Genomic DNA, 14,414 nt, shown 5'->3' with positions numbered 1-14,414 from the left:
GATGTGCCGGATGAGGTAGCAGGCGTTCTGAATGACGCGCTGTTCGTTAAGGCTGCTTGGCCTTGGAAGCAGATTGTGCGTCCGCTACTCAAAAAGCAGGCGCTGCGCGTTCCGGGCAGCATGCCTTTTGGTCAAGGTGAAGTGGCGAATCCCTTTCATGTTTTGACTGAAGCGCATCAGGCGCAGGAATTGAGCAAAGAAGCGCAGCTAACGAGTCGCGGATAATTAAGGGTGTTAAGAATATGAAGGACATGAAGGACAATAAGGACAATAAGGACAATAAGGATAGGAGAGATCACTTATGTTTCGTATTCAACCAAGGGTACAAGGCGTAACGCCCGAACTTCTGGAGCTATATAAAGAGATTAGTCCATCTACTATCGGTCATTTGACAGACTTCGGTTTCCTGCACGGCGCTCAGCCGCTGTTCAGGCCGATTCGTCTGCTGGGGAACGCTGTAACAGTGCGTACTCCCCATATTGACTCCAGCGCCCTTACCAAGGCTATGGAGTTGGTGCAGCCCGGGGATGTGCTCGTTATTGACATGTCCGGCGATGAGCAGCGCGCTTGCTGGGGGGAATTCAGAACCTATGCGGCGATAGCTAAAAAGGTTGCTGGTGTCGTTGTTTCCGGCTGCGCTGCGGATGTTCGCGCGATTACGGGGCTTGGCTTTCCCGTTTATTCCAAGGGGATTAGCGCACTCACCACGCGGACACTGAAGCTTGAGGGCGAGGTTAATACGCCTGTTAGCGTTTTTGGCGTAAGCGTTCAGCCCGGCGATTTGGTCGTGGGAGATGACGACGGTGTTTTCGTTATTAACCCGAGCGAGGCGACGGAAATCGGTTTGAAGGCTCTGGAGAAGCAGCAGAAAGAAGAGCAGAGAAGAAAAGAATACGGCTATGTACTGCCGTCATAAATAAATTTGACCACAAAGAGGTGATAGGAGTGAAAGAGCCGAAGAAACAGCTGCATTTGAACTTGTTTATTTTGAGCACAGGCCATCATGAAGCCTCATGGCGACATCCAGACGCGCAGCCGCAGCTTGCGACAAGTCTGAACTACTACCAACAGCTGGCCAAAACCGCCGAGCGCGGTAAAATGGATTCCATCTTTTTAGCTGAAAAATACAGATTAACCCCATTAATTAAATATCGGGTCATTCCCCAGCTTGAAGCATTCACGCTGTTAGCTGCGATTGCGGCTGTGACCGAGCATATCGGACTGACGGCAACGGCCTCGACCACCTACAATGAGCCGTACCATATCGCGAGAAAATTCGCTTCCCTCGATCATATTAGCGGAGGTCGTACGGGATGGAATATTGTGACTTCGACAGGGGACGCGACTGCGCATAATTTTAGCAGGGAGCACCATATGGACCATAAAGTTCGCTACGACCGTGGCAAGGAATTCGTTGAGGTGGTTAAGCGTCTATGGGCTGGCTGGTCGGAAAAGTCGCTGCTGGTTGATAAGCAGTCAGGCATCTATGCCGATGTTAGCCAGATTAAGGGTGCTGAGTTTAATGGTGAATTTTTCTCTGTAAAAGGGGCCTTGAACATCCCTCGTTCTCCGCAAACGCATCCTGTTTTGGTGCAAGCTGGTTCATCCGAGGATGGCAAGCAGTTTGCTGCCGAGCTGGCGGAAGTGATCTTTACTGCGCAGAACACGATGGAGGAAGCGATTGCCTTTTATACCGATGTTAAAAGCAGATTGAAGCAGTTTGGACGCTCCGAGGACCAATTGAAGATTTTGCCGGGGTTTATTCCATTTGTTGGCGACACGGAAGCGGAGGCAAAGGCTAAAGAGAGAGAGCTGAATGAACTGGCTGTTTCGGAATATGGCATTCGGAGCCTGTCAGATTTGCTCAAAATCAATTTATTTCAGTATCCGCTGGACGGCCCTGTGCCGCTCGGGGATCTTCCGCCCATTGACGAGATACAAGGGCAGAAAGCGCGGTTCCAACTATACGTCGACCTGGCGCGCCGGGAAAACCTGACGATAAGAGAACTGATCATTCGCACAGCCGGGGGTAGGGGGCATTTTACCTTTGCTGGAACTGCTGTGCAGATTGCAGACGAAATGGAGCGTTGGCTGGTGAACGGGGCGGCGGATGGGTTCAATCTGATGCCTGCTTTGCTGCCAGGTGGTTTGAATGATTTTGTGGATAAGGTTATTCCTGAGCTTCAGAAAAGGGGCATCTATCGCACGGGGTATACAGGTTCTACGTTGAGAGAGAACTTGGGTTTAACACTTGATCGTGAGCTAGCTGCACGTAGTTAGCCGGTTTTGGAAGTATGGYTGTCAGAAAAGTCCAAAAAAGTGGTCGCGAATGTCCATTTTCATTACGAAGTACTTCCGTATAATAAGAATGAGAATCAATATCATTGTTCGAATATAGATTAGGGGGATTCACACAAATGGTAAGGCAAAAAAAAGTAACACTGGTACTTGCAGCAATGCTTTCAATGGCAGCCATCTTCACAGGATGTCAGCCTAAGCAGGAAGCGGCACCAGCAGCAGCACAAACGCCAGCGCCAGCACAGGCGACTGCGGACGCGAATAGCGTTAGAGTGATCAAGCACGCGATGGGAACGACAGAAATTAAAGGAACGCCTAAAAAAGTCGTGACTTTGTTCCAAGGGGCGACAGATGCTGCTTTGGCCTTAGGTGTGAAGCCGGTTGGAGCGGTTGAGGCGTGGATCGAGCAGCCTTGGTATAACTACATTAAGGACAAAATGGACGGCGTTACGAACCTGGGATCGGAAAACCAACCGAACCTGGAGAAACTGGTTGCCCTGCAGCCAGACCTAATTATCGGAAGTAAATTCCGTGATGAGAAAATTTATGAGCAATTAAAAGCTATTGCACCAACGGTTATGACGGAAGATGTGTATTTCTGGAAAGACTCGTTGAAATTGACGGCTGAAGCGACGAATACGAAGGATGCCGAAACGAAATTTTTGGCTGACTGGAATAAGAAAGTAACCGATTTCAAAACGAAAATGGGAGATAAGTTGAAGCTGGAAGCCGGTATCGTTGACTTCCGTGTGGATCATGCCCGTATCGTGTACACAGGGTTCTCAGCATCTGTTCTAGAGGAGCTTGGCATCACGCGTCCAGCCAACCAACGGGGCAAAGAGTGGGGAATTCAGCTGCAATCCAAAGAGAATATCACACAGATGGATGCAGACATCATCTTCGACCAAACGGCGAATCGTACAGATGGACGCTTGGAATTAAGAAAAACCTGGAGCGACTCTCCACTATGGAAAAATCTAAGAGCTGTTAAAGCAAGCAAAGTATACGAAGTTAATGCAGCGACATGGAATAACGGTTCCGGTCCATTAGCAGCAGTTCTAATGATTGATGATCTTTATAAATTCTATGGTGTAACTAAATAATTGCAATGCTGAGGCTGTTGACCTTCTATGTCAACGGCCTTCCCTTAATTTTACAGCTAGTTATAAAAGGAGGATTCCTGTGAGACCATTATTGCACCAGACACCCTATAAAGCGCTGGGTTTGGTGTTTGGTATTCTTATTTTTCTACTATCATTTGTACTGAGTGTTGTGCTTGGATCGTCGCATACGAGCTTTGCATCGGTTATCCAGTCGCTGATTCATTACGATGTGAATTCGAATGAACAAGTGATCATTCGAACGACACGAATTCCCAGGGCTCTTTTCGCTACAATGGTTGGAGGTAACTTAGCCGTTGCAGGTGCGCTCATGCAGGCACTGACAAGGAATCCGTTAGCGTCCCCGAGTATTTTTGGCATTAATGCGGGCGCTGTTTCTTGTGTCGTGATCGCGATTACATTTCTCCCGCTTACGTCGATCGACCAATTGATTTGGGTAGCTTTCGCAGGGGCAGGCATCGCAGCGTTTGCGGTTTATTTTCTAGGTTCTCTGGGGAGAGAAGGACTGACGCCGATCAAAATAGTACTGGCCGGTTCTGCCATGACCGCGCTGTTCAGTTCCTTTACGCAAGGGATGCTGGTCGTTCGCGAGGCTACTTTGCAGAATGTGATGTTTTGGTTAGCTGGATCGGTGGCGGGCAAAAACTTGGATACTTTGATTCCGGTGCTGCCGTATATGTTGGTCGCAGGGATTACGGCTTTGGTGTTGGCGCATCCCGTTAACATCCTTGCGTCAGGTGACGACGTTGCCAGGGGGCTCGGACAGAAGCTTGGATTAGTTAAAGTGACTGTAGCCATAACCGTAATTCTATTAGCAGGAAGYTCAGTAGCTGTCGCTGGTTCAATCGGTTTCGTTGGCCTCGTTATCCCGCATATTGCCCGGTTTATTGTTGGCCTTGATTATCGTTGGGCGATTCCTTATTGTGCTGTCTTGGGCGCTGTTCTGCTTCTTCTGGCCGATCTTGTAGCCAGGTTTGTAATCATGCCTGGAGAGGTTCCACTCGGTGTCATGACCGCTTTGATCGGTGTGCCTTTTTTCATCTATACGGCTAGAAAAGGGCTGCGCTCGAAWGGAGGGACGTCATGAAACGGTTAATCGTTTATCGAAGCAAGACCGGAAGATTCTCCTTTCTTTTACATCAGAGAACTCTCCTTGTCATTTCTGGTCTGACTCTGCTGGCCATCGTGATGTTCCTAATTAGTACGGGTCTTGGCAGCAATTTCATTTCACCGCAGGATGTGCTGAAAACGATCTTTGGAAAAAGCACCCCGCAGCATGAATTGGTGATCGGAACGCTAAGGCTTCCGCGAATTATTGTGGCTATCCTTGTGGGAGCTTCACTGGGTGTTGCAGGATCGATTCTTCAAGGGATGATCCGTAATCCGCTAGCTTCACCTGATATTATTGGCGTAACCGGAGGAGGGACCCTGGCCGCTGTTACGTTCATTACGTATTTTGCAGGCACTGTCAGCATTCATTGGATGCCGGTAGCTGCTTTTGTGGGGGCTGCTCTAGTGTCCCTTATCATTTATTTATTGGCCTGGCATAAAGGTGTTACACCCACGAGGCTTGTCCTGATTGGTATCGGGATTTCGGCGGCGACCAGTTCATTAACCATGTTAATGATCGTGCTTAGCCCGATGAATTCATCAACCAAAGCTTATACATGGCTGACAGGGAGCGTTTACGGAACTTCTTGGGACAACGTGTATACGCTGTTGCCATGGACCATTGTGTTCATACCGATGGCGCTCTATTTTGCCAGACATATTAATTTGCAGGAAATGGGGGATGATCTGGCTGCAGGGCTAGGTGCTCCCGTTCAGCGGCATCGCTTCTTCTTGCTGTTCATCAGCGTGGCGCTGGCGGGTTCGGCCGTGGCGGTTGCGGGCGCGATTGGCTTCGTCGGATTAATTTCGCCGCATATTGCGAAAAAACTGGTCGCTCCCTCATATGGGGGATTGATCTCTGTATCGGCGCTGATAGGCAGTCTTTTGGTCTTGATCTCGGATACGGTGGCAAGAACGGCTTTTCCTCCGCTGGATATCCCGGCGGGTGTGTTTACCGCAGCCATTGGCGCTCCGTTTTTTATTTTTCTGCTGTATCGGAATCGGAATCGATGAGGATGGGATCAGCGGTAAAGTGGGCGGGGAGAGTAGAAGTGAGAGCGTTGTTAAACAAGCTTAAAGTGTAGGAACGGACGGCGACGGAGTTCCTTGTCTGTTCTTGGTAGCGTGGATTGAAATAACGGGAGTTTTGCCGATATTTCTTTTTGTTTACGACGAGTCATCCATCGACACCGTTGCCCAGTGCAACTTGGCCAGATGWAATAGATGGAAATTCTACCGCTAATCTGCGCCGTTCAGGGCTGGGGAAGAAGTAGAGGTAGGTATTCCACTATCCCTCAGCAGGCAAAGACAAAGGCAATCAACAAGCAGGTGGCTGCGCCTGAAGGGTGTTGCGGCTGCAATCGATATACATCGGGTAAACGACTTCCTTTTTCTGATCAAGCAGCTGATCGTTCAAGACTTTAAAATCCGCAAGCCCCTCAAAAACTTCAATAACTTTGACCGACTTTGCAGCACTTTCTATTTCATTTTGACTCTGATAGGAGAACCTCATCGCTTTATCTTTCATTAGCACATCTACAAACATGCACAACATGATACCTATAACGAACACACCCATTATAATGAATTCAACATCTCGCATCATGGTTGTCCTCCTATGAATCATTTTTCATAGATTAACGTACTATGGCTAAAATGTCGCTCGAATGGCGGTGTCGTATTCTAGCTTATTTTAACGATAAGGACCGATTGCCTTGTGCCTTATTCAAAATAGGCCTTTTTCCCTTTGCCATGAACTCCGGCTAACCCTATTTGTCCGAATCCGGTTACGCCTTCACGGGCGCCGTCAATCATCGGATCGACGTAACGGGCAAACCAGGCTTCCAGCTTATCTCTCATCGCGATGCACTGTTCTTGCGTCCCCGGAAGGTCGATCAGATTATGCTTTTCATTGGGATCTTCRGCCAGATTGTACAGTTCATGCGGACCGTAAGGGTAACGGTGCACATATTTCCAGTCGGTCGTCCGGATCATCCGCACGGGACCGTATTCGTCATAAATGACAACCTGCTCACGCATAGGAGCTGATTCGCCCAAGAGGAGGGAGTGGAAGCTAGAGCCAGGAAGCCTAATGGTATTTGGTTGATCACAGCCTACATAAGCCAGCAACGTAGGCATAAAATCATAACCGCTGACAAGATTATCGCAAACTTGCCCTTGGGGAATGATACCCGGTTGGCTGAAAATGGCTGGTACTTTAACTGATGTATCGTACATGTTTTGGGGGAACGTACCGTTTCCTTTTCCCCATATGCCATGATGCCCGCAGTTGAAGCCGTTGTCCCCCATATAAATAATCAGGGTATCCTTGCGAATGTCCATGCTGTCCAGCTTATCTACGAGCCGGCCGATATTCGTATCCATTGCGGTCACAGCGGCAAAATAACCTTTTAAATTCTCGCGTTGATCGTCCGACCATGGCGCTGTTTTGATCGACCATGGATGCTTGGACTCCTGCGGACAGGTTTCAAACTTGCAGCTGTCGTAAGAATCCACAATGTCCTGAGGATGATTATCGATCCATGGACTGTGAGGCGCTGTGTAGTGGACACTTAGGTAGAACGGATTACTGCCGTCCTGCCGATCTAAGAAGGAGAGCGCGTCGTCCGTGATAACGTCGGTCAAGTAGCCAGGCTCATTCACCAGTTCGCCACCGCGAATCATCGGTGCATTGTAATAATTGCTGCCGCCGCTTTGGTGAGCATACCAATGCGTGAACCCTTTTTGAGGTGTCACGCTGTCGCCAAGATGCCATTTGCCGCTTAGCCCGCACACGTAACCGGCGTCAGCCAACACATCGGTGTACGCCATCTGCCCCTGCAAATATTGGATAGCGGATTCGCCCACATTGCCATCCCGGATCCAATCGTGTACGCCATGCTGGGACGGAATGCGCCCAGTCATTAGCGAAGCACGTGCCGGCGAGCAGACCGGCGAGGTGCAAAAAAAGCTAGAGAACCTCATCCCTTGGTCCGCAAGGCGGTCCAGATTGGGTGTGCGGATCTCGTGATTGCCTGCACATCCCATAGCCCATGCTCCGTGGTCGTCCGATAGGATAACTACGATGTTGGGCTGCTCATTGCGGCTTGCTTGCGATCCCTGCTTTTGATCGTTACTCATCGTCGTTCATTCGCCTCCGTCACTATTTTTTTTGTGCCAAATAAGCCTTATTGACAGCTTCTAGCACCTTATCGCCGCCCTGTTCCCGCCATTTCTTGGACAGTTCGGCCAGGCCGCTGTCGATATCCTTCTTGCCTGTAATCATATCCAAATAATATTGATTCGCCAGTTCATTAATGACACTGCCCCGTTCAATTTCTTCCGGAGTTGTCGTGTTGACTAAATTTGGAACCATATACTTGGAGGCAATCTCTACGGATTGTTTAGCCCTGTCCGCTTGAGGCTCAGTTTGCGGCAGGTAGGTTTCCGTCAGCGGCCAAACGACACTACCCCAAGCAAGCGGATGAGACCATCCGTTCGAAGCAAAGTTATCTTTTGTCCGCTCTTCATCATTATATGTAATTTTATCGCCTTGTTTGGAATAATGAACCCCTTCGATCCCTAGCTCCAGCAAATCACGACCTTCTTTGGAGAGCATGAATTCAATGAATTTAGCCGCTTTTTCCGGATTTTTGGCGCTTTTCGTAATCGCCGTAAATAAGCCGCTCTTCGGAGCCTGCGCCAACCCCCGCTTGCCCTCTGGACCTGCAGGCGGAGCCATAAAACCAAGTTTGCCGTTAGGATTTACTTTCTGCAAACTTGTTTCCAGTCGATTCACATGGCGGTAAAGAGCCGGGGCCATGAATCCGACTTTGCTTTGATAGAATTTTTGCTCGCGCTGCTGCGTGTCGTTGAGCAAAAATTCGGGATCGATCAGCTTTTCATTCCACAATTTGTGAATATACTGAACGCCTTGCTTGAATGCGGGATGCTCAAAAATAGGAACTACTTTACCCCCGCTGTCTAACGCCCAATCTGAGTAAGGCAAACCATAGGCATAAAACACGAAGTTAAAGGAACTGTTAAACCCGGTACTCTTAACCCCCGTTAGGCCATAGGTGTCCGCTTTGCCGTTTTTGTCCGGATCTTGCGTAGCAATTGCTTTCATTGTTTGATAAAAGTCATCCAGCGTCTCAGGCGGTTTCAGCCCAAGCGTTTCCAGCCAGTCCGCTCGGTAAGCAAGTGCCTGATTGGAGCGTTCGAGTTCGACGAATGTATATCCGTAATACTTTCCGTCAACAGCGGTTCCCTTGAAATTGGCTTCAATCTTCGCTTTCGCGGTCGGCATAACGGGGAAAAAGTCGTTTAGCGGGACTAGCAACCCTTCACTGATCCATTGGCTCACAGAAGCCGAAGGATAGTTAATCGTTACGACATCCGGCATATCGCCCGAAGCCATGGCCACACTGATTTTCTCATATCCGCCTTCTGGAACGGTTCTGACCTCGAGATCAATGCCAAGTCGCTTATTAATTTCGGCTATAATCCGGTCCCCAGGCTGAATCATCTTAGCGGCTGCATCGCCCGATGTCAAAAACACCAGCTTCGTGGGCTGCCCACTTTTTGCGTTATCCTCCGCTCGGTTAGAAGTATCCGTGTTATTTGAACAGCCTGTCGTTGATAATGCAAGTATTGAAGCTAATGCAAAGCTTACCCATTTCGTTTGCAATCGCATGCTCGTTCCTCCTCATTTTCCTATACTTTAAATTGCGATTCCTGCTACTCCTTAACAGCTCCTAGGGTAACCCCTTGTACGAAATAACGCTGAAAGAAGGGATAGATCATTACAACAGGAATTACGGATATCATAATCGTCGCCATTTTGATGGATGGACCGAGCAGGAAAGGGCTGTCCCCTCCCGATTGGAAAGCAGCCTCGTTGTCAATTAGCATGGAACGCAGGAAGAGCTGCAAAGGCCATATTTTTTTATCTGTAATATACATGACCGCCGTGAAAAATTCGTTCCACCTGGACACCGAATAGAAGAGAGCAATCGTCGCCAGCGCCGGCATGGAAAGGGGGACGACAACCCTAAGCAAAATGCCGAAATCATTACATCCGTCCAGCTTAGCCGACTCTTCCAAGCTTTCTGGTATGGAGCTGAAAAAGCTGCGCATGATGATTAGGTTATAGGTTGTAATTGCTGTCGGAACCATCATGGCCCATACCGTGTTCATCATGCCAAGCTGTTTAATAACCAAGTAAGTCGGAATAATGCCACCGCTGAACATCATTGTAAAAATGATTAAGAACATGACCGTTCTGCCGCCGGGAAGCTGCTTTTTGGAGAGCGCATAGGCTGCCATTGTCGTTGCGACCATGCTGATGATTGTACCTAGGACGGTAATGAGAATGCTAACCCCGTACGATGTCCATAGTTGTTCCAGATTGAGCATGTATTGATAAGCTTCGAATGTCACGTTTTTTGGAATCAGATGCAAACTCGAAGACATGCTCTCTTGCATTGGTGTAATCGAAACAATCAGCGAATCCCAGAACGGATATACCGTCAGTAACGCCAATAGAGCAAGGAATGCGTAATTGAGCAAATCGAAGATTTTGCTCCCTAAACTGCTGTTGTGCATAGCTGTCCCTCCTAATACACACTCTGCTCGCCGAGCGCTCTGGACAACCAGTTGGCGATGATGAGCAGGGTGAAGTTGATAGCGGATTTGAACAGACCGACAGCTGCAGCCAGGCTGTAGCGCCCTTCGGTGAGCCCGATTCGGTAAACGTAAGTGTCGATGATATCGGCTACGCGATAGACGCCAGGATGATACAAGACGAATATTTGCTCGAATCCTGCCTCCATTAAGCGTAGATGATTGTTTGAACCGTCCGCTTGAACATTAGTTTACGGGCTTCATTTAGTAGAATAGCGACGATAAGCGGCAGCGGAAACCCAAAGACGAGTCTGTACAAGCTGATTACGATCGTATTCCAAAATACTTGCCAAAATTTGTCCAACTCGAACAAATACGTGAAGTGTTTGAATCCGACCCATGGGCTGCCCATAATGCCTTTGGTGATGCTGAACTGCTTGAAAGCAATAAGCGCTCCGTACATGGGTACGTAGTGAAACACCGTATAATAGACAAGAGCAGGCAACAACATGGCATACAAATAGCGGTTGGCCAGTAAACGTTTCCAAAAAATCATTTTACGAAGCTGCCGTTTGTGTGTAACTGTCGTCATTGGCACTGACATAGCTTTTTTCCCCCTCTCTTCTCATTCAATTGTGACTGCACTTTCATCATAAGAAGGAGGGGGAGGTCGGGCAAGAATCAATACCGATGAATGGATTCAATTTTCGAATGTGATCAGGTATCAGATTTTCGGTTTAGTATCAATTGTTGTATTTTACCCGTTAATCCGCTGCACAGCTCGCTGATTCCGATATTCGGAAGGCGTTAGTCCGCAATATTTTTTAAATGTACGTATTAAATTTTGCTTCTGCCCGAATCCGGTCGCTTCCGCAATTTCGTTAATGGTTAGATACGTTTGCTCAAGCAAACGGCAAGCTTCGTTGTAGCGCGTTTCGGTCAAGTAATCGAGGAAGTTTTTCCCGGTCACTTCTTTAAATAATTTGGATACGTACTGACTATTCATCAAGGCCATATCCGCGAGCGTCTGCAGACTGATCGGCTCACGATAATTCCGCTTGGTATACTCGACCAGCTTCTCGACGACGTCTTGATGCTTGATCTCTCGTTTTCCTTCCAATCTTCCAGCGATGTCGCGTATAACGAGACCAAGGTCGACGCGGACTTGCTCTAGGCTGTTCTTTTTGCTGAATGCCATAATCAAGTCTGGACTGCCGTCCTCTTCGCCTCCACAAAGCTCGATACGAACGGTCATAAGCGCATGAAGAAGCTGGGTCAACATAATATTCTTGTAAGGGAAACCCACTAACTCATCGCTCGCAAGCCGCTCGATTACCAGCAATCCGCTCGTACAGCAAAGCATCCAAAGCCTCGTTATACGATAGGGAGATCTCGCTTAACTTTTCATACTTCCCGCCGATGCCAACTGTAACCGATGTCCCGTGCAGCTCATCAGCCACCCGGTTCCGCATCCGAATTGCCAGCTCCTTCGCATGATTGTAGGCGGCTTGAGGGCCTCCCCAATGACCGGCGTTCATAATAAGCACATCACGGCTGTGGAACTGGCTGACGTACAGCCCTTTACCGCAAGAAGCGCTGAGCTCCTCACAGATGGCGCGTACCTGAAAATGCAGTAAATTCAGCGCCTGCTCTTCAGGGCCTGCCGGAATATCTGCATCCGCATGGATGCGGAGCACAAGCACAATGAAATGAGTGTGATCTAAATCCAGCTCATAGTACTGCATTTGACGCATCAGCTCGTCGTCGTTCGTCTTGCCCGAAAGCAGGCTGAGTACCACATGATCGCGAAGGACGAGCTCTTGACCGCGAAATTTCTCTTTGAATGCTTCATTTTCGATGTAAAGCCGGTTGACTGAGTCGCCGATGTAGCTGAACTCATCTCTGTAATGAACTTTGGAGAACGGTTTGTCCAGCAGCGTCGCAATCATGTGCACCGTTTTTCTTACAGGCTTGTAATACCTTATGGATACGATAATCATCATCAGCATGCCCAGCGAAAAAGCGATATAGGATATCAGGAGCGTTACACGAATGACTTCGTGAGATTTCTTAAATACTTCGGCTGACGGATTCAAAGTCAAATAAATCCAGCCATTGGTATCCGAAGTCAGAAAGGAAACAAGCGTATCTTGGCCATTGATCTTCTCGGTGAATGAGCCTTCCTTCTCGCGCTGAATCCGCTCTATGTCCGCTTGATTAAACCGGCTAAGCAGCATGCTTTTATCCTTATAAGAGAGCACCTCGCCCTCCTGGTTTAAGATGGCCATATTCCCGAGCTTGCGGTTATTCGAATTAACGACGGCGCTGTACAACACATCTTCTTTCAAGTTCATAAGGATCGCGCCTTTCTTCTGGATACCCCAAATGGGGACGGAGAAAAGGAACGTCATGGCGTTGACGGAATGATCGCCTTCTTCCAGATGCACAGCTTGCCAATCGTAAATATGCTTGCTTTCCATAAATTGCTGGACCCCTTGCTTGTATGAGAACTGCTGCAAGTCGGTGATGCCGGAGGAAGAGATCAATTTTTGATTTTGGGCGCTGTACAAATAGATGGAGTCCAGATACGTGGAGGAATTGATCCGTTCGGTGATGAGATCTTCGGTGTTTTTCAGAAAGCGGTACTCCTCCTCCAAATCCCATGAGAGCCATACCGCTTTCTGTAGATCGGAGTGCAGAGCGAGCGAAGCTGCTGATTGCTTTACTTCTCCAAGCGCCTGCTCGACCATTTTCCGCGACTGTCCGAGCAGTTCCTGATTATGAAGGAGTACTTCTTCTTTCAGCATCGAATCTGTATAACGGTAAACGAGCATACCGACCAACAGTGTAATCAACACCACGGCAATTGTTAAATGCAGCAAAAGACGTATAAATATAGTTCGTTTCATAGTTTCCCCCTTGAACATCGGACTTTGGACCCTTTTTATGTAAGCGTTAACAAAAATAATTGACTCAAAACTGCAAAGCAAATAAAGAGCAATATATCTATGAAGAATACCACATAATTTGTCGGTATAGATGTCTAAGTTGATAAAAAAATCGAGACAACCCTCAGGAAGTCTGAGTGATTTCAGACCTTGAGGGCTGCCATGTTTCATTATTTGACAATCTGAGGGCTGGAGCCTTCACTGCTGGAGGCATTCGAAACCTTCGCGGTTGGATCAAGTTTGGTCTCTTCACGAAGCAGATAGCCGAAAAATAGGATATAGTAGGACACGATGATGAAGAATACACCAGCTGTTATCGGATCTTTGGTAAATTGTGTAAGATCGGCGGGATTCATGCTGGTTGGGGTCGGGGAAAGCGCGATGAATGCCACTCGATAGATAATGCGGCTAAGAAATAGCACGAGGACAGCAATTTCAATCCATAGATGAGTGCGGTAATACCAGCCGTCAGCCCGATGCTCGAATCGGGTATGGCGAATCGCAGTGAGCCCTAATCCTGCGCCGGCAGCAAGGCCAATCAAATAGCCGATGAAATGAATTGGATGGACGAAGCCTAGTAGGAAAWTGGCGATTCCCAGGATACTGAATAGCGTGAGACGGAATTTGAGCCGGCCCTTAGCAAGCTTTTGAAAGCCAATGGTGCGTTTGGTTCGGCGATAAATAAAAAAACAAATGATAACGATAGGGATGGCGTAATGCATCCAATCTTGCATGGTTGTTCCTCCAATCAGTTTGTAACATTTACTCATTGTAGCAAATTTAGGCAGCTTGTCATGAGAAATCTTATTCCGTTTACAAAAAACTGTCATACACTTAATAGTAGCGCTATAAACTTACTATTACACACAAAATGTGCCGCAAGGAGTTGACATGCATATGGCTCTAATCACTCACGTTAATGTATGTAATGCAGACGATGAAATTTACTGCTGTCTTAGGAATAAAATTGTTAAGCTAGATGCCAGTCAGCAGAAACATTTCTGTCAGGGTTGTAAAATGTTTGCTGGAAATGCAGACGACTATGGGCGCGGGGTATCCTGTGTGTGGGAAGATCTGCGCATCGTCAGCAATCCGCATATCGCCAAAGATCCACTGGATGAATTCGCTAATAACCAAATCAAAGAAGTGCCGACTGAGGGGCCGGCCCTATTTCTATATACAACTGAATGGTAAAACATATCCTATTTGATTTTGATGGGACACTTGTCGATTCCAGAGCATTGCTTGTGAAGTTGTACAACGAAATAGCGGGACAGCATCAATTTCGCAAGATTCGCGAACAGGATCTTGC

The 14,414-nt window shown here is 47.9% G+C and carries 17 protein-coding genes; 8 read left to right on the top strand and 9 right to left on the bottom strand.

The features are described 5' to 3' along the window. The 6 genes from AC1DUA_RS08555 to AC1DUA_RS08530 form a co-directional block, all read left to right on the top strand. Window positions 1-225, top strand: a 225-nt coding sequence (locus AC1DUA_RS08555; protein ID WP_477499327.1) for a hypothetical protein, incomplete at its 5' end; no start/stop codon positions are given. A gap of 76 nt (window positions 226-301) precedes the next feature. Then, window positions 302-916 (top strand): RraA family protein, encoded by a 615-nt coding sequence (locus AC1DUA_RS08550; protein ID WP_477499326.1) that lies wholly within the window; start codon window positions 302-304, stop codon window positions 914-916. Between the two features lie 29 nt (window positions 917-945). Beyond that, window positions 946-2,280, top strand: a complete 1,335-nt coding sequence (locus tag AC1DUA_RS08545) for an LLM class flavin-dependent oxidoreductase (protein WP_477499325.1) — start codon at window positions 946-948, stop codon at window positions 2,278-2,280. 137 nt (window positions 2,281-2,417) lie between these two features. Next, the gene (locus AC1DUA_RS08540) at window positions 2,418-3,401 is read left to right on the top strand and encodes an ABC transporter substrate-binding protein (RefSeq protein WP_477499324.1); all 984 of its coding nucleotides are present in this window, start codon (window positions 2,418-2,420) and stop codon (window positions 3,399-3,401) included. Window positions 3,402-3,480: 79 nt separating this feature from the next. Next, the gene (locus tag AC1DUA_RS08535; RefSeq protein WP_477499323.1) at window positions 3,481-4,506 is read left to right on the top strand and encodes a FecCD family ABC transporter permease; all 1,026 of its coding nucleotides are present in this window, start codon (window positions 3,481-3,483) and stop codon (window positions 4,504-4,506) included. Continuing rightward, a complete protein-coding gene (locus AC1DUA_RS08530; protein WP_477499322.1) occupies window positions 4,503-5,543 on the top strand; it encodes a FecCD family ABC transporter permease in 1,041 nt (346 codons plus the stop codon). Before AC1DUA_RS08535 ends, AC1DUA_RS08530 begins: the two co-directional genes overlap by 4 nt. A gap of 304 nt (window positions 5,544-5,847) precedes the next feature. Here the strand turns inward: AC1DUA_RS08530 and AC1DUA_RS08525 are convergent, their stop codons facing one another. From AC1DUA_RS08525 to AC1DUA_RS08485, 9 genes are all read right to left on the bottom strand, one after another. Further along, window positions 5,848-6,135, bottom strand: a complete 288-nt coding sequence (locus AC1DUA_RS08525; protein ID WP_477499321.1) for a hypothetical protein — start codon at window positions 6,133-6,135, stop codon at window positions 5,848-5,850. Between the two features lie 116 nt (window positions 6,136-6,251). Then, entirely contained in the window at window positions 6,252-7,670 is a 1,419-nt protein-coding gene (locus tag AC1DUA_RS08520; RefSeq protein ID WP_477499320.1) for a sulfatase family protein, read from the bottom strand. Between the two features lie 22 nt (window positions 7,671-7,692). After that, window positions 7,693-9,225 carry an extracellular solute-binding protein gene (locus tag AC1DUA_RS08515; protein ID WP_477499319.1) on the bottom strand — a complete coding sequence of 511 codons (1,533 nt, stop codon included), beginning with the start codon at window positions 9,223-9,225 and terminating at the stop codon, window positions 7,693-7,695. A 44-nt stretch (window positions 9,226-9,269) separates the two neighbouring features. Then, window positions 9,270-10,136: a carbohydrate ABC transporter permease gene (locus AC1DUA_RS08510; RefSeq protein WP_477499318.1), complete on the bottom strand. Its 867-nt coding sequence runs from the start codon at window positions 10,134-10,136 to the stop codon at window positions 9,270-9,272. A gap of 11 nt (window positions 10,137-10,147) precedes the next feature. Then, window positions 10,148-10,363, bottom strand: a complete 216-nt coding sequence (locus AC1DUA_RS08505; protein WP_477499317.1) for a hypothetical protein — start codon at window positions 10,361-10,363, stop codon at window positions 10,148-10,150. Continuing rightward, window positions 10,363-10,758 carry a hypothetical protein gene (locus tag AC1DUA_RS08500; protein ID WP_477499316.1) on the bottom strand — a complete coding sequence of 132 codons (396 nt, stop codon included), beginning with the start codon at window positions 10,756-10,758 and terminating at the stop codon, window positions 10,363-10,365. Before AC1DUA_RS08500 ends, AC1DUA_RS08505 begins: the two co-directional genes overlap by 1 nt. Before the next feature lie 153 nt (window positions 10,759-10,911). Next, window positions 10,912-11,517, bottom strand: coding sequence for a helix-turn-helix domain-containing protein (locus AC1DUA_RS08495; protein WP_477499315.1), 606 nt, complete (start codon window positions 11,515-11,517; stop codon window positions 10,912-10,914). Next, complete coding sequence (locus AC1DUA_RS08490) at window positions 11,465-13,063, bottom strand: PDC sensor domain-containing protein (RefSeq protein ID WP_477499314.1); 1,599 nt, start codon at window positions 13,061-13,063, stop codon at window positions 11,465-11,467. Before AC1DUA_RS08490 ends, AC1DUA_RS08495 begins: the two co-directional genes overlap by 53 nt. Before the next feature lie 209 nt (window positions 13,064-13,272). Further along, entirely contained in the window at window positions 13,273-13,836 is a 564-nt protein-coding gene (locus AC1DUA_RS08485) for a CcdC protein domain-containing protein (RefSeq protein ID WP_477499313.1), read from the bottom strand. Window positions 13,837-13,999: 163 nt separating this feature from the next. On the opposite strand from AC1DUA_RS08485, the gene AC1DUA_RS08480 reads away from it, so the two are divergent. After that, window positions 14,000-14,296 carry a hypothetical protein gene (locus AC1DUA_RS08480; protein ID WP_477499312.1) on the top strand — a complete coding sequence of 99 codons (297 nt, stop codon included), beginning with the start codon at window positions 14,000-14,002 and terminating at the stop codon, window positions 14,294-14,296. Further along, the coding region (locus AC1DUA_RS08475; RefSeq protein WP_477499328.1) for an HAD hydrolase-like protein at window positions 14,290-14,414 on the top strand (125 nt) is incomplete at its 3' end. The genes AC1DUA_RS08480 and AC1DUA_RS08475, both read left to right, overlap by 7 nt.

This window comes from Paenibacillus sp. 01T422, from assembly GCF_056398785.1.
This window is presented reverse-complemented; position numbering and strand designations above follow the sequence as displayed.